The following is a 20,838-nucleotide window of genomic DNA, read 5'->3' on the forward strand; positions in this document are numbered from 1 at the left end:
TAATGATTCAAGCAGTATCACTTAGTCAGATTGTTCCAATTAAGCAGATGGAATCCAATCCGGTAGCGGATAAGACTCCTGCTCAATTGACGCAGTCTTTCGGTGCATATTTGCAAAGGGCTCTTGAAGGCGTAGAAGCTCAGCAGGTAAATGTTCACAAATTAAACGATACATATATGGCAGGACAAATCGATGTAACCGAAGTACTTATTGCTTCTGAACAAGCCCAGCTCAGTTTGCAACTTACTGCACAGGTGCGCAATAAAATGGTTGAAGCGTACCAGGATATTATGAGGATGCAAATTTAATGAACTTTATACTCAGCAGAGAGATTGGGTGAGGTGACAACGTGAACGAGAAATTCGCCCAATATCGAGAAAGGCTCACACAATTTTGGGGCCAGATGGGCAGAAAACAAAAAATATGGTTAGGAGCCTCTGTTTGCGGAATTTTGGTGGCCATCATTTTAATGACGGTTATATTTACAAAAACCGAATATGAATTAGCCTTCAAAAACCTCGATGCAACAGATGCGGCAGCAGTTATTCAATATTTGGATGACAACGGAATCGAGTATCAAATAAGCTCGAACGGCAAAAACATATCTGTGCCGAGCAAGGTAGCTTCAAAAGTTAAGATCGATGCGGGCTCACAAGGCCTCGTACAAAACGGATCAATCGGTTTTGATTTGTTCAGTAACAAATCGTCTCAGCTGGGCACCACTGAAAATGAATTTAATGTCATGTATCAGAGCGCTTTTAACGGCGAGGTGCAAAAGCTGTTGAACGGCTTGCAGGGGGTAGAGAGCAGCAAGGTGCTGATCAATCGCCCGGAGGAAAGTGTCTTTCTAAGACCTGAAGATACTAGTAAAGCAACTGCGAGCATTAGAATTAACTTTGTTCCAGGCTATCGTCCTTCGCAAAAAGAAATCGACGGTTACTATAATTTAGTTAAAGTGGCTGTTCCGGATTTAGAGCTTAAAGATATTGTTATTGCGAGCCCGCAAGGCGTGCTGACCTCATCTGAAGCAGGGGGCAATGATACAAGCGGAATGGATGCGATAGCGCTGCAATTCCAAATTCAGCAAAAATTCGAGTCCGAGGTAGCAAAAAGTGTTCAGCAATTTCTAAGCTCCTTTGTAGATATCGATAAAACGGTAGTCAGCGTATCCAGCAGCATCAACTTTGACAAAAAGGTCAGCAAGGAAGATTTGGTCAAGCCGCTGGAAAACAACAATAATAACGGGATTATCATAAGCGAGGAGCTGAATAACAGCAGCTTTACTGGAAGCGCAGGAGCTGCCGGCGGTGTTGCAGGAACTGGCGAGACGGATATACCTTCTTACGACGCAGCCTCTCAAAACAGCGGAAGCTCTGAAACGAGCAGCCAATTTCGCAACTATGATGTGAACCGCATTACGAATAACATCGAATCTGCTCCTTTTGTATTAAGGGATTTAAGCATTAACGTAGCTATTGATGAATCAGCAATAAGTGATGAAGCTAGCCGAACGCAAATTATGAATTATTTGACTACATTTGTACGCGGCAAGCTGGCGGATTCCGGACAAGATGTTAATAATGATCAATTAATTGAAAAGAAAGTTTCCCTGATCGCACGCAAGTTTTCTGAAGGGAATGCTACAGCTTCTGCAGGCGGAATTTCTACAACTTGGGCAATTGGCATCGGTGCAGCATTGCTGGCATTAATCGGCGGCTTAGTTGTTATGCTCGCACGCAAGCGAAAACAGCCGATTGAGGAACAGATGGAGATGGCTCCTCCGGCGAAAGTGGAATATCCAACGCTTGATCTGGAAACTGTCAGCAGCGAAAATCAAGCGCGCAAAAATCTTGAAACACTTGCCAAACGCAAGCCTGATGAGTTTGTTAATCTGCTTCGTACTTGGCTTGTGGATGAATAGGGGTGCACGAATTGGCAAGAACGATGCAAGGATTGACTGGTCGGCAAAAAGCAGCCATTTTATTAATCACGCTGGGACCAGAAGTATCCGCCCAAATCTTCAAGCATTTGCGAGATGATGAGATCGAACAATTGACGTTGGAAATTGCTAACGTACGTAAGGTAGATAGCGAAGAGCGAGAGACGATACTTTCTGAGTTTCATCAAATTTGTTTAGCTCAGGAATATATTTCACAAGGCGGTATTACTTACGCCAAGGAAATATTGGAGAAGGCTTTGGGTGCTGAAAAGGCGCTGGATGTTATTAATCGACTTACTGCCACGCTGCAGGTTAGGCCGTTTGATTTTGCCAGAAAGGCTGATCCATCACAAATTTTGAATTTTATTCAAAACGAAAATTCTCAGACGATTGCTCTCGTCCTATCCTATTTGCAATCTGATCAATCGTCGCAAATATTATCATCCTTGCCTCAGGACAAGCAGGCGGATGTCGCTCGCAGAATAGCGCTTATGGACAGTACCTCCCCTGAAGTTATTTCTCAGGTTGAGCGCGTTCTGGAGCAGAAGCTGTCTGCTACTGTGACGCAGGATTACACAAATGCAGGCGGTATCGATTCCATTGTACAAATTTTAAACGGGGTAGACCGTGGTACAGAGCGTACGATTCTCGATGCGCTTGAAATTCAGGACCCTGAGCTGGCTGAAGAAATCAAGAAGCGGATGTTTGTATTCGAGGATATTGTCAATATCGACAATCGTTCTATCCAGAGAATTATCCGTGATATTGAAAATGCAGATTTGCAGCTTGCTCTTAAAGTGGCGAGTGAAGAAGTGCGAGAAGCTATATTCCGCAATATGTCCAAGCGCATGGCGGATACGTTCAAGGAAGAAATGGAGTTTATGGGACCTGTTCGTCTGCGTGATGTCGAAGAAGCCCAAACTCGCATCGTAGCAACGATTCGCAGGCTGGAGGAGTCTGGCGAAATCATCATTGCTCGCGGCGGGGGAGATGATATCATTGTCTAATCTTATTAAATCTTCCAGAGTTATACCTGTAGGCGAGCATAAGCAGCTTGAAAGAATTCATCAATATGAAGCAGCTTTACAACCAGTGGATTTCGAGACTCAACAAGCAGAGCAGGAGCCGGATGCAGAGACGATTTCGCTGAGGGATCAAATATTGAATGATGCTCAATTTGTAGCGGAAGAGAGAGTTAAAGAAGCTACGATAGAAAGCAATAGACTGCTGGAGGAAGCAGAACAGCAAATCGATGTATGGTGGCTGCAAAAGCGCGAAGAGGATCAAGTGATCGCCGAAGCTGCCCGTCAGGAAGGCTTGGAACGCGGTTATGCGGAAGGGCGTGAACAAGTAAAACACGAGCTTTCACAGCAGTGGGAAGGCAAGTTTCAGGAAGCAGCCCAATTATTGCAATCAGCCTATGAAATGAAAGAGCAGATTATTCAAGAAGCCGAGCCTTTTTTGGTCGAACTAAGCTGCTCAATCGCTGAGAAAATTATTGGGAAACAGCTGGCTGATACGAATGATCTTGCCCTTGAGCTGATTCGCAAGTCGCTGTCCAGAAGGCGGGAGCAAGGCGTTATAACATTATGTGTATCGCCTTCTCAGCTTGCTTTTGTACAAGCGGCCAGGGAAGAATTGCAGCTATCGATCGATTCACAAGCTGAGCTGCAAATATTGCCTGATTCAACTATTACAGATCACGGCTGTGTTATACGTTCAGCCTTTGGCAGCATTGATGCGCGCATTGATACACAGCTGGAAGAAATTAAACGTGAGCTGCTCCAGCTTGCCAATCAAAGCCTCGAAGAGAATCGTGAGCGTGATGGGTATGAGTAAGCTTGATGCCATTAAATATGTAGAACATTTGCAAACCGTAGATCCAGTGCGAATCAACGGTAAAGTAACACAGGTTATAGGACTTACGGTTGAGTCCGAGGGACCGGATGCCAGCATTGGAGATGTATGTCATATTTACCCTACTAAAGGCGCAAAACCGTTAATAGCAGAAGTAGTAGGGTTTAGGGAAAATAAAGTAATTTTGATGCCGCTAGGCGATTTGCATGCGATAAGTCCAGGATGTGATGTCGTTGGCACAGGCAAGCCGCTTACGGTCCAGGTAGGCTCAGAGCTGCTTGGCAAAGTGCTTGACGGGCTGGGCAATCCGCTTGACGGCTCGTTCCTGCCTAGCCGTATGCCTCATTATTCGACTCATAATGAGCCGAATAATCCGCTTCAAAGACCGCGTGTAACAGAACCGCTTAGTATAGGCGTAAGGGTTATCGATGGTTTGCTTACAGTAGGGCAAGGCCAGCGCGTCGGTATATTTGCCGGTTCAGGCGTAGGAAAGAGTACGCTGCTCGGCATGATCGCGCGTAATACATCAGCGGATGTCAATGTTATTGCACTAATTGGCGAGCGCGGCCGCGAGGTGCTCGAATTTATCGAGAAGGACCTTGGTCCTGAAGGCTTGGCGCGATCGGTTGTTATAGTAGCGACTTCTGATCAGCCTGCACTTATTCGAATGAAGGGCGCACTCATTGCAACGACGATTGCTGAGTATTTTCGTGACCGCGGCTTGAATGTCATGCTCATGATGGATTCCGTTACGCGTTATGCAATGGCGCTTCGCGAAGTTGGGCTTGCGATAGGCGAGCCGCCTGCGACGCGGGGCTACACGCCTTCCGTGTTTGCAGCGCTGCCGAAGCTGTTAGAGCGCGCAGGTACTGGTCCGACAGGTACGATAACCGCTTTTTATACCGTGCTTGTTGACGGTGATGATATGAATGAACCGATCGCAGACGCCGTCCGCGGTATTCTCGACGGACATATTGTGCTGAGCAGGCAGCTGGCCCATAAAGGACATTTTCCTGCTATTGATGTGCTGGCTTCCGTAAGCCGCGTTATGAATGCGATTGTGCCTGAAGAGCAGCAGGATGCTGCTAATGAATTAAAACGGCTGCTTGCCATCTATCGCGAGTCAGAGGATTTAATTAATATCGGCGCCTATCAGCAAGGCTCCAATAAAGATATTGATCAAGCTATCGCTTATATAGAAGAGATTAATAGCTTTACAAGGCAAAAGACGACTGAGAAAGTAAGCTATGACGAAGCACAGCAAAGGTTGCGAAATGATTTTATTGGGAGTTGAGTAATCAGTGGCAGCTTTTCATTATTCATTCCAAAAGGTAGTCGATTTGAAAACAAGCGAGAAAACGCAGGCGGAATGGATTCTCTCCAGCGATCTGAGCGTTCTTCATTCCGAGGAGCTTTCCTTGAAGGAGCTTGAGGAAGCAAAAAAGCACTGGGAGGACAAGCTTCACGAAGCCTCGCATGGCGGAGCCTCGTTATCGGAGCTTCAAATGATCCAGCAATATACGGAGTATTTACATACCAGAATTGAAGCGAAGCTGAAAGATGTTAGAAAAGCGCAAATTGCCGTTGACAAAAGCAGAAGCAAGCTAGCGGATCGCATGAAGGATGAGAAGGTATGGCTTAAAGCCAAGGAAAATGCCTACGAACGGTTCAGGCATGATGTGCAGCTAAAGGAACAGAATGAGCTTGACGAGCTTGCAACCGCCCGATTCATGGTGACTGTCCCGTAATAATGAATCATTGCTATGCCGGCTAGAGGGAGTGAATAGAATTGGCGGAAACGAGTGTGGAAAAAGAAGGTTATGGTGGCTTTGCAAGATTTATGATGCTGATGGTGCCAGTCGTCATGGTCGTTATTTTGCTTGTCATTCTTGCTGCCTTTGTGGATGTCGATTTTCGAAATCGCGTTTTTACAATCGGACAATCGATTCCGGTTGTGAAAAACATAGTTCCTGATCCTAAAGTTAAAGGGAACTCCATGGATGATGATCAAATTAGAACAATTAAGATGTCAGAGAAAATCGAAGAGCTTCAAAAAAAGGTTTCTGAGCTGGAAAGTGAATTGCTCGCAGCTAATGAAAGCAAAGGAGCTTCCGAGCAGACGCTTAAAAATTTGGAAAGTGAAAATGCGCAGCTGAAGGCTTTGAGTGAAGAGACATTGCTGGATGCTGAACAGTATGAAGCGAAAATTCAAGAGCTGGCAAGTATGTTTTCCAAGATGACACCAAGTAAAGCAGCGCCAATTATTCAGAATATGACAGTGGAAGAGTCGGTGCTGTTATTCTCATCGATGAGACCGGATGATCGAGTGCGCATTATGGAAAAGATGAATCCCAAGCGTGCTGCGGACGCTACAATGATGCTGAAAGACAACGTCCTTTCAAAAGATATGCAAATATCGGCGTTGCAGTCCCGCCTGCAATTAAATGAAGATGCGCAGCCTGGAGCCCCGGTGAAAGGTTTGGAATCTGACGAGCTGGCAGCGACATTTAATGTAATGGAAGCTAAGAGCGCAGCAGAGCTGCTGCTCAAAATGAATGAAATTAGCTCAGCTAAGGTGCTAAGCCTGCTAGAGTCACTGAATGATGCGGCAAGATCAGGCATTCTTACAGAAATGTCTAAACGCAATCAAACGACAACCGCTCAAATTGTATCCAAACTATTAAATGATAACAAATAAAATGCTTGCAAATTGTACTAGGAAAGGAGGTGAAAGAAATGGAAATGGCTACATCAACTCTTCCATTTGCAGCTGTCCCGGCTGCGTCAGCAGCATCGGGAAATAGTGCGAATGGCGCAATGAAGAGCACCGGTAATGCACTGTTCTCCAAAGTGCTGTCCAGTCAAGTCAACACACCTGCCGCATCCGCTGCAACAGACACAAGTCAGCCAGTCGGAATAGTTGAACAAATCATAAACAGCACAGTGACAGCTGGAGCTTCAAATGAACTGCAAATATCCGCAGAGGAATTGCTGAAGCAGCTGGAGCAGCTGCTAGATAAGCTGGACGAGGCAATCGCAGCTGAAGAAGCAGCAGCAGTTAGCGAGGACGAACTTGCAGCTATGCTGCAGCATAGCTATGCACTTATGGCTTTGCTAGGCGTGCAGGTGCAAGCGACACAAGTACAGCAGCCGCAGGAAGCAAATGACCCGGCAGCATTAGGAGCAGAGAAAGTATCGAATAAGGCAGCGACTATTATTCAACTGCAAGATGCGTTGCTGAATTTGCAATCTGCTTTGCAGCATGGAGAAATAAAAGCTGGCAAGCTTCAGGATCCGTTTCCGCTTCTAGCCCAATTCGTTCAAAAGCTAGATGAGCTATTAGCTAACAAATCGGTAACTGAAGCCAAACTTCCAACTGAAGCTGCTGATAATAAACTTCTAGACTGGGCAGTAGCGAAATCGAATGGAAGCGACGCCGATAAGCATTTGGAGAAATTGCATCAGCAATCCAATCGCGTTAGCTTGACAGCAGAGCAGCAGGCAGTGTCAAGCTCAGCCAACCAAGCGGTAGCCGTGAATAGTGGCGCTGAAGAGAATGCTGCTGTTCCGGTTAATCAGCTGATGCATGCCCGCACAGTTCCGGTATCGGCTCCGTCCAATCAGGCTGCAACGACTTTCGTATTTGCTGACAAATTTGCAGACACGATGTCCGGCATGATTGTTCAAAAATTCAGTATCGCAACCTTCAATGGCATTTCGGAAGCAAAGCTTAAGCTTTATCCAGAGCAGCTGGGACAAGTCGATGTCAGAATTACGATGCAAAACGGTCAGCTTACAGCAGTATTTCAAACCGATACATCGATGGCCAAGGAACTGATCGAGAATCAAATGGCGCAACTGCGTGCTGCATTGCAGGCGCAAGGCATAAACGTGGACAAATTGAATGTCACGCATGAGCAGGCTGCAACGCTTGAATTTGATCAGCAGCAAGAGAAACAGAGCGGAGGCCGCTTTACTAATCAGGAAGATCAGTCAGACAATAGCCATGGCGAAGCAAGCTTCGAAACTGAGCTGATCGAGCAGGTCGTCATCCAGCAGCTGGGCTTTGGGCGAGCTGTTAATGAAACGGTATAAAATGCAGGGCCTGAAAATTGGCGTCGAACGGAGGTGACTAGCGTTGGCAGACAACATATCGACAAGGAATGTTTGGCCGAACTACCATCAATCTAATGTACAAACGGCTTCCAAGCGTAATACAGGGGATACGATGGGTAAGGATCAATTTCTAAAAATTTTAGTGACGCAGCTGAGCAATCAAGATCCGATGCAGCCTATGCAGGATAAAGATTTTATCGCGCAAATGGCTCAATTTACGTCTGTTGAGCAGTTGATGAATATGTCTAATGAGCTGGCTTTGCTGCGGCAGAATATCGGATCCGCCTCTAATATAATTGGAAAAGCGGTAGAGTGGTATGAGTATGATGAACTGGGCGAAGTAATTACTCTAAGCGGTATTGTAGACGCAGTAGTAGCTAAGGATGGCAAGCTGCTGGCCAAGATAGGCAAAAATGAAGTGGCGATTGATTACTTGATTTCCATTTCTGAGCCAAAAGCTGACGGCGGCGAAGAAGAAGTTGAGGATGGCGATAACAGCAACCCAGGCGGCGAGGATGAAACGCCATGAATAACAGCATAAAAATTGGACAATTGTTTCCTGTTACTCATGCCCCGCTGCAAAGCGATAAAAGCCGGAAAGTAGTTTCGGAGCCAGCCTCCTCATTCAAGCAAATGCTGGATGACAAGCTCATCAAATTCAGTCACCATGCAGAAACAAGGCTGGAGCAAAGAGGAATTAAGCTTATGCCTGAATCTATCAGCAAAATCAGTGATGCGGTGGATGCAGCGGCTCAAAAAGGAGCCAAGGATTCGCTTATCGTCTATCGCGATATTGCAATGATAGTAAATGTGCCAAGCCGGACGGTAGTTACAGCAATAGAAGGCAAGCAAATGCAAAGCAATGTGTTTACACAAATTGACAGTGCCATTATTTTATCATAGGGCTGGACCTTGCAGGAGGCCCGCAGCTGTGGACCGATTGAAGCAGCTGCTCCATGTACTTAATCCGTTTTAAGGAGGAAAATAAAATGTTGAGATCCATGTATTCCGGCGTATCCGGAATGAGAGGCTTTCAAACGAAGCTGGATGTAATCGGCAATAACATTGCAAACGTAAATACTGTAGGCTTTAAAGCTGGTCGGGTCATGTTTCAGGATATATTAAGCCAGACTGTTGCAGGCGTAACTGCCCCAGAAGAAGGAACACGCGGCGGTGTGAATCCTCGCCAGATCGGATTAGGCGTTTCGATCAGCAGCATCGATACGATTCATACGCCAGGAAGTGCAATGACAACTAATATCGCGACAGACTTGCGCATTGACGGCGACGGATTTTTTGTAGTTTCACCTGGCGGCGACGCTGAGACGCAATTTTTGACAAGAGCGGGTAATTTTACGCTTGATGCAAACAGACAGCTTGTTACGGCCGAGGGCTATTTTGTATTAGGACAAGACGGTGCTCCAATCGTACTTGAAGAAGAAATTACGGCCTTTACAATTAGCCAAACAGGTCAAATTATCGGAATTACAGCTGACGGTCAAGTGGAAGCAGGAACGCTTGGTATCGCAAAGGCTGTCAACCCTGCCGGTCTTGAAAAAATTGGCGGCAATATGTACCGTATGACAGTTAACGCAAACCCGGATGGCGAGTTTGAGCTGTTTACAGCAGGCGACGCTGAAGTCGGCACAGGTTCAATTATTTCAGGTCAGCTGGAAATGTCCAACGTTGATCTTACTGCTGAATTTACTGAAATGATCGTAGCACAGCGCGGCTTCCAAGCGAATTCCAGAATAATCACCACTTCTGACGAAATATTGCAAGAGGTTGTTAACCTGAAGCGTTAAGTTCGTAATGAATAAGGGAGGCGGAAGCCTCCCTCCATAAGAGGGGGCCAATAATGATTACCGTTACACGCTTAAACGGAACAAAAATAACGATTAATGCTCTTCTTATCGAAACTGTGGATGAGGCTGCAGACACTATAATTACGCTAACGACAGGAAATAGAATTGTAGTGAAGGAAAAAGCTTCCGAGCTTGTGAAGCTTTGTCAGCAATATTTTCAAGAAATAGGTGTTGTGGGGATAGCTCGCAGCAGTAAACAAACGGAGGGGCCTTTGACATGAAGAAGATGCTGCCGTGGATGATTACTATTTTGTTATCCATTACATTAATAGCTATTGTGTCATTCATTTTGTATAACAAGTTCTTTTCGGATCAGAGCAATAAAGGAGAAGCAAGCAACAAGCCTGTTGCAGTAAAGGTTCTAAGCGCCAAAGAGCGTGTGGAAGTTACCTCTGAGCTCAAGGATTACCGAAGAAATCTGAAAGATCCAGATTACATAGTGATTATGAACTTCGCATTCCAGCTGGACAGTAAAAAGACAAAAGAAGATTTTGATAAAATTATTGAGTTTGAGGTTAAGCCTATTATAAGCCGTACTTTGGCTGATATGATGCCAGAAGATTTGGAAGGCTCAGTTGGTGAGGATATGCTGGAGTCAAAGCTGCTTAATCTTATCAATCCGGTATTGCCAAAAGGAAAGCTCGTGAAAGTGGAAATTACTGACTTTATGATTTCACAAATCTAATGCACAAATGCAACATTCCTCGAAGGAGGTGAGATAATGGTTGATGTTTTATCGCAAAATGAAATAGACGCATTGCTAGCTGCGCTATCATCCGGTGAAATGGATGCGGAGGATTTAAAAAAGGAAGAGGTTACACGGAAGGTTAGTGTATATGACTTTAAGCGGGCAGTTCGTTTTTCAAAGGATCATATTCGCAGCTTAACTCGTATTCATGAAAACTTCGCGCGATATTTAACAACCTATTTCTCAGCACAGCTTCGTACTTTTGTTCAAATTAATGTTGTTGACGTGGAGCAGCTTCCTTACGATGAATTTATTCGCTCTATACCGAAAATGACGATCTTGAATATATTTGAAGCCGAGCCTTTAGAAGGCCGGATGGTGCTTGAGGTTCATCCTAACGTAGCCTATGCGATGCTTGACCGCATGCTGGGGGGCCAAGGAGTAGCACCTTCTAAAATTTCGAATTTAACAGAAATTGAAACGACAGTAATGGAGCGTATTTTTGCACGCACATTCGAAAGTTTGCAGGAAGCCTGGAAAACAGTTGTAGACATTTCGCCGCGATTGGAAGCGCTGGAAACGAATCCGCAGTTTATGCAAATTGTATCTCCTAACGAGACGATCGCATTAATTTCCTTTAGCACAAAAATCGGCGATACGACTGGGATGATCAATCTTTGTATCCCGCATGTTGTGCTGGAACCAATTATGCCAAGATTATCGGTTCATCATTGGTTTGTTTCACAGAAAAAGGAACGCATACCGGAGGAAGTTAGAACATTAGAGCAGCGTGTCCAGAAGGCGAAGCTCGATATCATCGCTGAGCTAGGAGAAACCTCTATTACAATCAAGGAGTTTCTTAGCCTGTCGGTTGGAGATGTGCTATCGCTTAATAAGCCGATTGATGAAGGATTGAAAATAAAAGTTGGTGAAAAGCTTAAATTTATTGGCAGCCCGGGTTCGACAAAAGATAGGCTGGCCATACAGGTTGACGAGATTGTAAGTGAAGGAGCGGAAGAAGAGTATGATGAGTAAAGACTATTTATCACAGGAAGAAATTGACGCCTTGCTTCGTCAATCCTCTAATGAGCCAGATGATGTGCCAGCACCCGCTAATGAGGTTCAATTATCCGATTTCTTGTCTTCAATAGAACAGGATGCGCTCGGTGAAATTGGAAATATTACATTTGGCAGTGCTGCTACTGCTTTGTCGACTCTATTAGGCAAAAAAGTAGATATTACAACTCCGCATGTTACGCTAGTAAAGCGCTCTGAGCTGGGAGATATATTTCCTAAGCCTCACGTGGCAGTCAGCGTACAGTATGTCGATGGCTTTGAAGGGATTAATTCACTCGTAATCAGAACAAAGGATGCTCAGGTTATCGCCGATCTTATGCTGGGCGGAGAAGGCGAAGTAACAGCAGAAGAATTAAATGAAATACATATAAGCGCTGTACAAGAAGCAATGAATCAAATGATGGGTTCTTCGGCGACATCGATGTCGACGATTTTCAATCGTATGGTTAATATCTCGCCTCCCGGCATTGATATTTTAGATGTTAACAATGGAGATGGCATGAACCATTTGCCGCCAGTAGATGTATTTATTAAAATCTCTTTCCATCTTACGATTGGGGACTTGATAGATTCTACAATTATGCAGCTGCTTCCAGTGTCGTTTGCGAAGCAGATGGTGTCTACGCTAATGGGAGATGTGGAGGAGGAGCATGCTCATGCAACGAGTCAGACTGCGGCAGCTGCCGAGCAGCAAAGCCCGTCTGTTGCCCCTGCTCCAGCGCCGGCGCCAGCAGCGGAGATGCCTGCAGCTCAGCCAGCCATGAATGCGCCTCAGCATGCTGCAGCAGCGCCAATATACGAACAGCAGCCGGTCTATCATGATCCATATGCGCAGTCAAACATTAATAGAAATGTGAATGTACAGCCCGTGCAATTTGCCAATTTCAATCAGAATGGCTACGCTCAAACCGATCAAACAAATCTAAATTTATTACTCGACATTCCGCTCAAGGTCACTGTAGAATTAGGAAGGACCCAGAAGCAGATTAAAGATATTTTAGAATTGTCGCAAGGCTCGATTATTGAACTTGATAAGCTGGCCGGTGAACCGGTAGATATTCTAGTAAATAACAAGCTCATTGCAAAAGGCGAAGTCGTAGTCATTGACGAGAATTTTGGTGTTCGTGTAACCGATATCGTAAGCCAATGGGATCGTATTCAGAAATTACAATAATAACTTGAACCACCTAGGAGGATATGAAAAATGGCAAATCGTATTTTAATTGTTGATGACGCAGCGTTCATGCGAATGATGATCCGCGATATTTTATCGAAAAACGGATATGAAGTAGTAGGCGAGGCACAGGATGGTGCTCAAGCTATTGAAAAATTTAAAGAAGTAAAGCCAGACCTTGTAACGATGGATATTACTATGCCAGAGATGGACGGTATTTCCGCGCTCAAAGAAATTAAAAAGATGGATCCTAATGCCAAGGTCATTATGTGCTCTGCAATGGGACAGCAGGCAATGGTAATCGATGCGATCCAAGCTGGCGCTAAGGACTTCATCGTGAAGCCATTCCAAGCAGATCGTGTTATTGAAGCGATCAAGAAAACTCTTGGGTAAGCTTTATGGTCGCAAAACTAGGTAGTGTTGGACTGTGGTTGGCCGCTAGCAGTGAAACAAGCGGCCTTCCTGAGGAGCCGACCTTTAAACAAACGTCTCCGGGCGAATTGCTGGGAAGCATCGTTTGGATCATGGTAGCACTTGGGATTGTAATCGTACTTATCGTTTTATTACTGAAATGGATGTCTAATCGCAATAAATTATGGGGGGTTAATCGCGCACTTCGTTCATTAGGCGGAACGTCTCTTGGACAACATAGCTCGCTGCAGGTTATCGAAGTAGCTGGTCGTATATATATCGTTGGTGTAGGTCAAAACATTACGCTGCTCGATAAGATCGATGATCCGCTGGAGGCCCAGGAAGTGCTGGCTGCTTTTGAGCGAGATGCAGATCAAGGCTGGAGCTCCGGTCAATTCGGACTAGCCTTTATAAAAAAATGGCAGACTTCCAAAGCAGCCAAGCAGCAGGAAGCTGACAGCAGTACAGCCAATTCAGATTCCAGCTTTGAAGATTTGCTGCAAAATCAGCTGAACCAGCGAACTATGCGCAATGAACAGCTTAAGCAATTAATAAAGGATGCAAAATCAAACGAACGGTTGATGGATGATGAAAAGTAAAAGGTTAGTTTCCTTCGTAGCAATCTTGCTGTTGTCTATGTTTGCCGCTCAGATTGCTTCAGCGGAACCTTTGCCTGATATTTCAATAAATATTGGCGGCGGAGATGAGCCAGCAGGCACTAGCGCTTTGTCCTTGCTCTTAATAATTACGGTGTTGAGCGTTGCGCCAGCTATTCTAGTGCTGATGACCAGCTTCACACGAATTGTAATCGTATTGGGGTTTGTCCGAACATCGCTGGGCACACAGCAAATGCCTCCAAACCAAGTATTAATTGGACTTGCCATGTTCCTTACTTTTTTTATAATGGCTCCGACTTTTGGCCAAGTAAACGATGTGGCGCTTCAGCCATACTTAAAGGGAGAAATATCACAGACTGAAGCATTTGAAAAAGCTGCAGTTCCGATGAAAAAATTCATGTTCTCCCATACAAGAGAGAAGGACCTGCTTTTATTTATGAATTACACCCAAACGGAAAAGCCGACAAACTATGAGGATATTCCGATCACCGTGCTTATTCCGGCTTATGCTGTCAGTGAACTGAAAACAGCCTTCCAAATGGGCTTTATGATTTTTATACCGTTTCTCGTTATTGACATGATTGTAGCCAGTACATTAATGGCGATGGGGATGATGATGCTTCCGCCAATAATGATTTCACTTCCTTTCAAAATATTGTTGTTCGTGTTAGTGGACGGCTGGTATTTAATTGTCAAATCATTGCTTCTCAGCTTTAACACTTGATAGGGTAAGGAGGGAACAAAGATGAGTGCTGATTTTGTTATCGGACTAGCAGGCTCGGCAGTATATACCGTACTAAAAGCTAGTGCACCGATGCTTGTACTTGCGCTGGTTGTTGGCTTGCTCGTCAGTGTTTTTCAAGCAACTACGCAGATTCAAGAGCAGACGCTCGCTTTCGTTCCAAAAATTGTGGCGGTATTTGTATCAATCATTATTTTTGGACCATGGATATTAAACACGGTTGTCGACTTTGCCTATCAGCTGCTGAATAATTTACATCATTACATCGGTTAGGTTGTGAGTAAAGTTGATGAATGCAATCGTACACGGTTTTCCTATTTTTTTGTTAATATTTTGTCGAATTACAGCATTTTTCGTCGTGACGCCGATATTTTCTTCGCGCAGCGTACCGGCAACTTTCAAAATCGGATTAGGCTTTATGATTTCGCTGCTAGTATTTCTGTCCTATGGCTTGCAGCAAAACATAGTGCTAGGGCCTGAATATATACTGCTTGTACTGCGAGAAATTTTGCTGGGAGTTTTGCTGGGCTTCGTCGTATATTTATTTTTCTCAGTTGTTCAGACAGCAGGCGCCCTCATGGATATGCAAATCGGATTTGCAATGGCTAACGTGATTGATCCCAATACAGGGACATCGGCTCCGCTTCTAGGTAACTTCAAATATATGGTATTAATGGTATTGTTTCTGATGCTTAATGGCCATCATTACTTGCTGGCGGGGCTTATGAACAGTTATGCATGGATGCCGCTTGATAATGAGCTGTTTGCAAGGGTGATGAGCGGAAATGTGAGTGTTTTTCTCACGAAGGCGCTTAGCATGACCTTCTTGCTTGCCATTCAAGTTGCTGCTCCAATGATGGTAGCCCTTTTTTTGACGGATGTAGGGCTTGGTTTTTTAACAAAGACAGCCCCCCAATTTAACGTATTTGTCGTTGGGATCCCCTTGAAAATTATCGTCGGCTTATTTCTTTTAGTTGTATTGATACCAAGCCTGGCGGTCTTGTTTGAAAATCTGTTTTCTATTTTATTTTCTTCGCTTGAGCAGTTGTTTGGTATTTTACAGCAAGCTCCCGCGGCGGATGGGCAATAGGAGGCGGGAGCATGAAAACATTTCGTTTGCGGATGGATTTACAGCTTTTCAGCCAAGAAAAGACGGAAAAGGCAACGCCGAAGAAGCGTAGTGAATCGAGGAAAAAGGGGCAAGTAGCCAAGTCTTCAGATTTGCCAGGAGCATTTATTTTACTATTTGTGTTTGCCTCTTTTCTCATGCTGGGCAACTACTATAAGCAGAATATATTGCATTTATTCGGCAGCTTCTTTCAGGATTGGCTTCTGCTTGAAGTAACAACGAGCAATGTGCTGGATTTTTTTATAACCGTTGTTTCCAAGATCGTCATTTTGATGCTTCCTATTTTTGCTATCGCCGTCGTTTTTGGCGCTGTAGGGAATATCGTACAATTTGGTTTTCTGTTTACAGGTGAGCCATTAAAACCGCAGCTGAAAAAGCTGAACCCGATAGAAGGATTCAAGCGAATCTTTTCTGTAAGAAGCTTAGTAGAGTTTTTAAAAAGCGTACTAAAGGTGCTTATTATCGGAGTCATTGTTTATTCTACTATAACAAGCGAATGGGATCATATGATAGTCCTTTCGACTCAGCCTATTGAGCATATTTTTTCATATGCCGCAGGAATCACGATTAATTTAGGCATTCAGATAGGCGCTGTACTTGCAGTTCTGGCCATTGCCGACTACATGTATCAACGATATGAGCATGAAAAAAGTATTAAAATGTCAAAGCAGGATATTAAAGATGAGTTCAAAAAATCCGAAGGCGATCCGCTCATTAAAGGAAGAATTCGGGAAAAGCAGCGCCGAATGGCTTTACAGCGCATGATGCAGGATGTACCGACAGCAGATGTTGTTATTACGAATCCGACTCACTTTGCAATAGCACTGAAATATGACGCTTCCCAAATGGAGGCGCCAACCGTTGTAGCAAAAGGGATGGATCACCTTGCTCTTCGTATAAAAGAGGTTGCGAAGGAACATGGTGTCATAACGATGGAAAACAAGCCGCTTGCCAGAGCGCTTTACGAACAGGCAGAGATTGGCGATGTGATACCCGGTGACCTGTTCCAAGCTGTGGCTGAAATACTGGCATATGTATATAAAATTAAAGGTCGGAGACGAACGACATAACAGGTGGGAGGAGGGAACGTCATGAAAGCAAGAGATCTGGTCATCATACTTGGAATAATTGGTATCGTACTCATGATGATCATCCCAATCCCATTATTGCTTATCGATATACTTCTGATTCTTAACATTTCGATAGCGCTCATGATTTTGCTAGTTGCGATGAATACAAGAGAAGCGCTGGATTTTTCGATTTTTCCAGCTATATTGCTTATTACGACGCTGTTCCGCCTTGCTTTGAGCGTATCTACTACACGGAGTATTTTATCTCGCGCAGAAGCTGGCGATGTCATTCAGACATTTGGGGGCTGGGTAGGCGGCGGCGAAGTCGTTGTCGGCTTTATCGTATTTCTCATTTTGGTCGTCGTGCAATTTATCGTTATTACGAAAGGTTCAGAGCGTGTTGCAGAGGTTGCTGCCCGCTTTACGCTCGATGCGATGCCGGGCAAGCAGATGAGTATCGATGCGGATCTGAACTCTGGGCTGATTAATGAGCAGCAAGCAAGAGAGCGCCGCTCCAAAATTGAACGAGAGTCAGATTTTTACGGGGCAATGGATGGTGCGAGTAAATTTGTCAAAGGTGACGCAATTGCTTCTATTATTATCGTTATCATTAACTTAATCGGCGGCTTTATCATTGGTATGTCCATACATAATCTAAGCTTTACAGAGTCTCTCGCCAAGTTTTCCATTTTAACGATTGGTGACGGCCTCGTTACACAAATTCCGGCGCTGCTGATTTCCACTGCTGCTGGCTTGATCGTGACGAGAGCGGCATCAGAGGGCAATTTGGCAGAAGATGTCACCTCTCAGCTATTTAAGTATCCAAAAATGCTGTATATAGCAGCAGGTACTGTAGCGATGCTGGGACTTACGCCAATCGGCATTTTAAAAACATGGCCGTTTGCGATTGTTATCGCTGTTGGCGCGTATATTATGCAAAAATCCTTACATAAAAAGCAAGCACAGGAAGAGCTGCTTGTTGAAGAGCAGCAAATTGAAGAGGTGCGAAGTCCGGAAAGTGTTATTAGCCTGCTGCAGGTTGATCCGATTGAATTTGAATTCGGCTATGGACTTATCCCGCTTGCAGATACGCAGCAAGGCGGAGATTTGCTGGACCGCATCATTATGATTCGCAGACAATGCGCGCTTGATTTAGGTCTTGTTGTACCAGTCATCCGCATTCGCGATAATATTCAGCTTAAGCCGAACGAGTATGTCATCAAAATTAAAAGCAATATGGTAGCTCGAGGCGACTTGCTGTTAAATCACTATTTGGCGATGAGTCCAGGATTCGAGGACGACTCGGTTATCGGTATAGAAACGACTGAACCGGCCTTCGGCTTGCCGGCCATATGGATTGACGAAGGCATGAAGGAACGCGCCGAGCTGTCGGGCTATACCGTTGTCGATCCGCCTTCAGTAGTAGCAACTCATTTGACTGAAATTATTAAAAGACATGCTCATGAGCTGATTGGCAGACAAGAAACGAAAATGCTGGTTGAAAATGTCAGGGAAACTTATCCTGCACTAGTAGACGAGCTTATCCCTAATATTCTTACCATCGGAGATATTCAAAAGGTGCTTGCCAAGCTGCTGCGTGAAAAGGTGTCGATTCGCGATTTGGTTACTATATTTGAAACGCTGGCAGATCATGGCCAATATACAAAAGATCCCGATGTGCTTACTGAATATGTCAGACAATCGCTATCGCGTCAAATTACTCAGCAGTTTGCTCCATCTGGAGAAACGCTTCGCGTAATTACAGTAGGACCGCAGCTTGAGAAAAAAATTGCGGAATCCGTACAGCAAACAGACCATGGCTCGTATATTGCGATGGATCCGGTAACGACACAAAGCATGTATCAGATGATGAATGAACAAGTGAATCGTCAAATACAATCGGGCCATCAGCCAGTTATATTGGCATCGCCGACGATTCGAATGTATTTGCGCCAACTGTTGGAACGAACGATGCAGGAAATTCCTGTATTGTCTTACAGCGAGCTTGAGCCTAGCGTTGAGGTGCAAAGTGTTGGGGTGGTGAATCTATGAGAGTAAAGCGTTATGTAGTTGATCAGCTACCTGAAGCGGTTGCGCTCATTCGTTCAGAGCTGGGCAAGGATGCTGTAATCTTGGAATCGAGACCTGTTGCAGTTGGCGGCTTTATGGGCTTGTTTCGCAAAAAAAAGATTGAAGTGACTGCGGCGGTAGAGGAAAATCCTGCCGCCAGTGAGACCGTCAGCAAGCCAAGTGCAGCCGATGTAAATCAAATTCTAGAGCAAATATTGAAAAGCTCTTCCCGGACGGCGGCACCCCCGCCGGAGCCGGCACCAGCAGTAAAGGATAATCCGGTCAATCCGGCGCATATGCCTGTTGCTGACCGCGGCATTTCTGATAAGCAAATTCTAGAAGAACTACAGGAAATGCGGCAGCAGATGATGAAATTATCGAAGCAGCAAGCAGGTCATAGCGCGTTTTCCGATGCAGTGCTTGCGCTTAGGCGGAGATTGCTGGATCAGGAAGTTGAGCTGGAATGGATTGAAAGGCTCACTAATGAATTGCTTGAACAGTATGATACTGAATTGAACAAGCTTTCGCCAGATGAGCTGTGGCGGGCAGCAGCAGATCGATTAGAAGAGTGGCTTGCAAGCTTCAGTCCTAATCAAATTCATCCGGAAGCATCGGTTGTCCATTTCGTCGGTCCAACGGGAGTCGGCAAAACAACGACAATTGCCAAGCTTGCGGCAGAATACAAAATTAAAAATAATAAACGAGTAGGCTTCATTACTTCCGATACTTACCGAATAGCAGCTGTCGATCAGCTGCGCACGTATGCGACAATTTTGGATATTCCGCTTGAAATTGTATTTTCGCAAGGCGATCTTCATAAAGCATACGATAATTTAAGCCAGTGCGATATTATTTTGATGGATACGGCAGGCAGAAATTACCGAAGCGAGCTTCATGTATCCGAAGTTAACAGCTTATTTCAGTCATCCAGGCCGAGCGAGACGATATTGGTGCTTAGTCTGACAGGGAAAACGAAGGATATGGAAATTATTACGGAGCGTTTCACCAAGTATGGCATTACGAAGGTACTATTTACAAAGCTTGACGAAACGACCGTGTATGGGGCAATTTTGAATCTTATTTTAAAATACAGTCTTATTCCAACCTTTGTAGCTGGAGGTCAAACCGTTCCGGATGATATCGAGCGATTTGATCGTTCAAGTTATATACAGTTACTGCTAGGAGAAGTAAGCGATGAATGATCAGGCAGAAGCATTGAGACAGCTAGTCAAACAAAATAATTCGCAAAGCCAGCTTAAAAACACGCGTGTCGTTACGGTCACTAGTGGCAAAGGTGGTGTTGGCAAATCCAATTTTAGCTTGAATTTTGCTCTTTCCTTGCAGCGTCTAGGTCAAAAGGTTCTCGTATTTGATGCCGATATCGGCATGGCGAACATTGATGTGCTTATGGGACAAACGACCCCCTACAATCTGTATCATTTGCTCACTCAGGAAAAAACAATTTGGGACATTATAGCTGTCGGCCCAGAGGGGCTGCATTATATTGCTGGCGGATCGGGCTTTAAGGATTTGCTGGAGCTGACGGCAGAACAGCTGGAAAGGTTTGCAGGCGAAATTGAAAAGCTGCACGGCAGGTATGATGTCATATTGTTTGATACAGGCGCCGGGCTGTCAAAGGAGACAGTAAAGTTTATTACTGCCGCGGATGAAACAATCGTCGTCACAACGCCTGAGCCTACTTCAATAACGGACGCTTATGCTTTAATCAAAATGGTAAGAGCGATGCATATCGATGTGTCCTTCAAGCTCGTTGTCAATCGGGCAACCAACCGCAAGGAAGGACAGCAGACATTGGACAAGATCAGCTTGGTAGCGAAGCGATTTTTAGATACGGAATTGCCTACGCTCGGCATTATGTTTGATGATGGCAACGTGTCAAGCGCAGTTAAGAAACAAATTCCTTTTTCAATATGCTATCCTTCTACAGCTGCCTCAAAAGCTGTGATGGAAATTGCTAGGTCGTTTCTAGCAATTCAAGCGCCTGTGCAACAGAGTAGTGGTATCAAAGGGTTTTTAAGTAAAATGTTCAGACTAGCGTGATAATCCTTTGGAACGGGGGTAA

The 20,838-nt window shown here is 44.8% G+C and carries 24 protein-coding genes; all 24 read left to right on the top strand.

Features of this window, described 5'->3' with window-relative positions; all coding sequences use genetic code 11:
• Positions 1 to 2 precede the first annotated feature (2 nt).
• A complete protein-coding gene (fliE, locus tag ACRRU2_RS02185; protein ID WP_331698271.1) occupies positions 3 to 308 on the top strand; it encodes a flagellar hook-basal body complex protein FliE in 306 nt (101 codons plus the stop codon).
• A gap of 41 nt (positions 309 to 349) precedes the next feature.
• Entirely contained in the window at positions 350 to 1,921 is a 1,572-nt protein-coding gene (gene fliF / locus ACRRU2_RS02190) for a flagellar basal-body MS-ring/collar protein FliF (protein WP_432499800.1), read from the top strand.
• 23 nt (positions 1,922 to 1,944) lie between these two features.
• Positions 1,945 to 2,946 carry a flagellar motor switch protein FliG gene (fliG, locus tag ACRRU2_RS02195; RefSeq protein WP_432499850.1) on the top strand — a complete coding sequence of 334 codons (1,002 nt, stop codon included), beginning with the start codon at positions 1,945 to 1,947 and terminating at the stop codon, positions 2,944 to 2,946.
• A complete protein-coding gene (locus ACRRU2_RS02200; RefSeq protein ID WP_432499801.1) occupies positions 2,939 to 3,778 on the top strand; it encodes a FliH/SctL family protein in 840 nt (279 codons plus the stop codon). Before fliG ends, ACRRU2_RS02200 begins: the two co-directional genes overlap by 8 nt.
• The gene (fliI, locus tag ACRRU2_RS02205) at positions 3,771 to 5,090 is read left to right on the top strand and encodes a flagellar protein export ATPase FliI (protein WP_331698267.1); all 1,320 of its coding nucleotides are present in this window, start codon (positions 3,771 to 3,773) and stop codon (positions 5,088 to 5,090) included. The genes ACRRU2_RS02200 and fliI overlap by 8 nt, the downstream gene beginning before the upstream one ends.
• Positions 5,091 to 5,097: 7 nt before the next feature.
• Complete coding sequence (gene fliJ, locus ACRRU2_RS02210) at positions 5,098 to 5,544, top strand: flagellar export protein FliJ (protein ID WP_331698266.1); 447 nt, start codon at positions 5,098 to 5,100, stop codon at positions 5,542 to 5,544.
• Between the two features lie 41 nt (positions 5,545 to 5,585).
• Positions 5,586 to 6,494, top strand: coding sequence for a magnesium transporter MgtE N-terminal domain-containing protein (locus tag ACRRU2_RS02215; protein WP_331698265.1), 909 nt, complete (start codon positions 5,586 to 5,588; stop codon positions 6,492 to 6,494).
• A gap of 38 nt (positions 6,495 to 6,532) precedes the next feature.
• Positions 6,533 to 7,891 (top strand): flagellar hook-length control protein FliK, encoded by a 1,359-nt coding sequence (locus tag ACRRU2_RS02220; RefSeq protein ID WP_432499802.1) that lies wholly within the window; start codon positions 6,533 to 6,535, stop codon positions 7,889 to 7,891.
• A gap of 43 nt (positions 7,892 to 7,934) precedes the next feature.
• Positions 7,935 to 8,441: a flagellar hook capping FlgD N-terminal domain-containing protein gene (locus ACRRU2_RS02225; protein WP_331698263.1), complete on the top strand. Its 507-nt coding sequence runs from the start codon at positions 7,935 to 7,937 to the stop codon at positions 8,439 to 8,441.
• A complete protein-coding gene (locus ACRRU2_RS02230) occupies positions 8,438 to 8,815 on the top strand; it encodes a TIGR02530 family flagellar biosynthesis protein (RefSeq protein ID WP_331698262.1) in 378 nt (125 codons plus the stop codon). The genes ACRRU2_RS02225 and ACRRU2_RS02230 overlap by 4 nt, the downstream gene beginning before the upstream one ends.
• A gap of 86 nt (positions 8,816 to 8,901) precedes the next feature.
• Positions 8,902 to 9,717: a flagellar basal body rod protein FlgG gene (flgG, locus tag ACRRU2_RS02235; RefSeq protein ID WP_331698261.1), complete on the top strand. Its 816-nt coding sequence runs from the start codon at positions 8,902 to 8,904 to the stop codon at positions 9,715 to 9,717.
• A gap of 53 nt (positions 9,718 to 9,770) precedes the next feature.
• Positions 9,771 to 9,998, top strand: coding sequence for a flagellar FlbD family protein (locus tag ACRRU2_RS02240; RefSeq protein ID WP_331698260.1), 228 nt, complete (start codon positions 9,771 to 9,773; stop codon positions 9,996 to 9,998).
• Entirely contained in the window at positions 9,995 to 10,462 is a 468-nt protein-coding gene (locus ACRRU2_RS02245) for a flagellar basal body-associated FliL family protein (RefSeq protein WP_331698259.1), read from the top strand. The genes ACRRU2_RS02240 and ACRRU2_RS02245 overlap by 4 nt, the downstream gene beginning before the upstream one ends.
• A gap of 36 nt (positions 10,463 to 10,498) precedes the next feature.
• Positions 10,499 to 11,500 carry a flagellar motor switch protein FliM gene (gene fliM, locus ACRRU2_RS02250; protein WP_331698258.1) on the top strand — a complete coding sequence of 334 codons (1,002 nt, stop codon included), beginning with the start codon at positions 10,499 to 10,501 and terminating at the stop codon, positions 11,498 to 11,500.
• The gene (gene fliY, locus ACRRU2_RS02255) at positions 11,490 to 12,716 is read left to right on the top strand and encodes a flagellar motor switch phosphatase FliY (protein WP_432499803.1); all 1,227 of its coding nucleotides are present in this window, start codon (positions 11,490 to 11,492) and stop codon (positions 12,714 to 12,716) included. The genes fliM and fliY overlap by 11 nt, the downstream gene beginning before the upstream one ends.
• A 30-nt stretch (positions 12,717 to 12,746) precedes the next feature.
• Positions 12,747 to 13,109: a response regulator gene (locus tag ACRRU2_RS02260; RefSeq protein ID WP_331698256.1), complete on the top strand. Its 363-nt coding sequence runs from the start codon at positions 12,747 to 12,749 to the stop codon at positions 13,107 to 13,109.
• A 5-nt stretch (positions 13,110 to 13,114) separates the two neighbouring features.
• Positions 13,115 to 13,726, top strand: a complete 612-nt coding sequence (locus ACRRU2_RS02265; protein WP_331698255.1) for a flagellar biosynthetic protein FliO — start codon at positions 13,115 to 13,117, stop codon at positions 13,724 to 13,726.
• Between the two features lie 37 nt (positions 13,727 to 13,763).
• The gene (fliP, locus tag ACRRU2_RS02270; RefSeq protein ID WP_432499851.1) at positions 13,764 to 14,468 is read left to right on the top strand and encodes a flagellar type III secretion system pore protein FliP; all 705 of its coding nucleotides are present in this window, start codon (positions 13,764 to 13,766) and stop codon (positions 14,466 to 14,468) included.
• A 21-nt stretch (positions 14,469 to 14,489) separates the two neighbouring features.
• The gene (gene fliQ, locus ACRRU2_RS02275; protein ID WP_331698254.1) at positions 14,490 to 14,759 is read left to right on the top strand and encodes a flagellar biosynthesis protein FliQ; all 270 of its coding nucleotides are present in this window, start codon (positions 14,490 to 14,492) and stop codon (positions 14,757 to 14,759) included.
• A 16-nt stretch (positions 14,760 to 14,775) separates the two neighbouring features.
• The gene (gene fliR, locus ACRRU2_RS02280; protein WP_331698253.1) at positions 14,776 to 15,576 is read left to right on the top strand and encodes a flagellar biosynthetic protein FliR; all 801 of its coding nucleotides are present in this window, start codon (positions 14,776 to 14,778) and stop codon (positions 15,574 to 15,576) included.
• A gap of 11 nt (positions 15,577 to 15,587) precedes the next feature.
• Positions 15,588 to 16,685, top strand: coding sequence for a flagellar biosynthesis protein FlhB (gene flhB / locus ACRRU2_RS02285; protein WP_331698252.1), 1,098 nt, complete (start codon positions 15,588 to 15,590; stop codon positions 16,683 to 16,685).
• A gap of 21 nt (positions 16,686 to 16,706) precedes the next feature.
• Positions 16,707 to 18,737 (top strand): flagellar biosynthesis protein FlhA, encoded by a 2,031-nt coding sequence (gene flhA / locus ACRRU2_RS02290; RefSeq protein ID WP_432499804.1) that lies wholly within the window; start codon positions 16,707 to 16,709, stop codon positions 18,735 to 18,737.
• Positions 18,734 to 19,957 carry a flagellar biosynthesis protein FlhF gene (gene flhF / locus ACRRU2_RS02295; protein ID WP_432499806.1) on the top strand — a complete coding sequence of 408 codons (1,224 nt, stop codon included), beginning with the start codon at positions 18,734 to 18,736 and terminating at the stop codon, positions 19,955 to 19,957. Before flhA ends, flhF begins: the two co-directional genes overlap by 4 nt.
• Positions 19,950 to 20,816, top strand: a complete 867-nt coding sequence (locus ACRRU2_RS02300) for a MinD/ParA family protein (protein ID WP_432499807.1) — start codon at positions 19,950 to 19,952, stop codon at positions 20,814 to 20,816. Before flhF ends, ACRRU2_RS02300 begins: the two co-directional genes overlap by 8 nt.
• Positions 20,817 to 20,838 lie beyond the last annotated feature (22 nt).

Origin of the sequence: Paenibacillus sp. GXUN7292 (assembly GCF_050864975.1) — a bacterium.
Lineage (GTDB): Bacteria > Bacillota > Bacilli > Paenibacillales > Paenibacillaceae > Pristimantibacillus.

Bases quoted from the DNA above. Each gene is read 5' to 3' on its own strand.
- fliE (WP_331698271.1), top strand. From the start codon at position 3: ATGATTCAAGCAGTATCACTTAGTCAGATTGTTCCAATTAAGCAGATG.
- ACRRU2_RS02240 (WP_331698260.1), top strand. From the start codon at position 9,771: ATGATTACCGTTACACGCTTAAACGGAACAAAAATAACGATTAATGCT.
- ACRRU2_RS02265 (WP_331698255.1), top strand. From the start codon at position 13,115: ATGGTCGCAAAACTAGGTAGTGTTGGACTGTGGTTGGCCGCTAGCAGT.
- ACRRU2_RS02230 (WP_331698262.1), top strand. From the start codon at position 8,438: ATGAATAACAGCATAAAAATTGGACAATTGTTTCCTGTTACTCATGCC.
- fliR (WP_331698253.1), top strand. From the start codon at position 14,776: ATGAATGCAATCGTACACGGTTTTCCTATTTTTTTGTTAATATTTTGT.
- ACRRU2_RS02260 (WP_331698256.1), top strand. From the start codon at position 12,747: ATGGCAAATCGTATTTTAATTGTTGATGACGCAGCGTTCATGCGAATG.
- flhA (WP_432499804.1), top strand. From the start codon at position 16,707: ATGAAAGCAAGAGATCTGGTCATCATACTTGGAATAATTGGTATCGTA.
- flhB (WP_331698252.1), top strand. From the start codon at position 15,588: ATGAAAACATTTCGTTTGCGGATGGATTTACAGCTTTTCAGCCAAGAA.
- fliP (WP_432499851.1), top strand. From the start codon at position 13,764: ATGTTTGCCGCTCAGATTGCTTCAGCGGAACCTTTGCCTGATATTTCA.
- flgG (WP_331698261.1), top strand. From the start codon at position 8,902: ATGTTGAGATCCATGTATTCCGGCGTATCCGGAATGAGAGGCTTTCAA.
- ACRRU2_RS02220 (WP_432499802.1), top strand. From the start codon at position 6,533: ATGGAAATGGCTACATCAACTCTTCCATTTGCAGCTGTCCCGGCTGCG.
- fliM (WP_331698258.1), top strand. From the start codon at position 10,499: ATGGTTGATGTTTTATCGCAAAATGAAATAGACGCATTGCTAGCTGCG.
- flhF (WP_432499806.1), top strand. From the start codon at position 18,734: ATGAGAGTAAAGCGTTATGTAGTTGATCAGCTACCTGAAGCGGTTGCG.
- fliY (WP_432499803.1), top strand. From the start codon at position 11,490: ATGATGAGTAAAGACTATTTATCACAGGAAGAAATTGACGCCTTGCTT.
- fliI (WP_331698267.1), top strand. From the start codon at position 3,771: ATGAGTAAGCTTGATGCCATTAAATATGTAGAACATTTGCAAACCGTA.
- ACRRU2_RS02300 (WP_432499807.1), top strand. From the start codon at position 19,950: ATGAATGATCAGGCAGAAGCATTGAGACAGCTAGTCAAACAAAATAAT.
- ACRRU2_RS02245 (WP_331698259.1), top strand. From the start codon at position 9,995: ATGAAGAAGATGCTGCCGTGGATGATTACTATTTTGTTATCCATTACA.
- fliG (WP_432499850.1), top strand. From the start codon at position 1,945: ATGCAAGGATTGACTGGTCGGCAAAAAGCAGCCATTTTATTAATCACG.
- fliQ (WP_331698254.1), top strand. From the start codon at position 14,490: ATGAGTGCTGATTTTGTTATCGGACTAGCAGGCTCGGCAGTATATACC.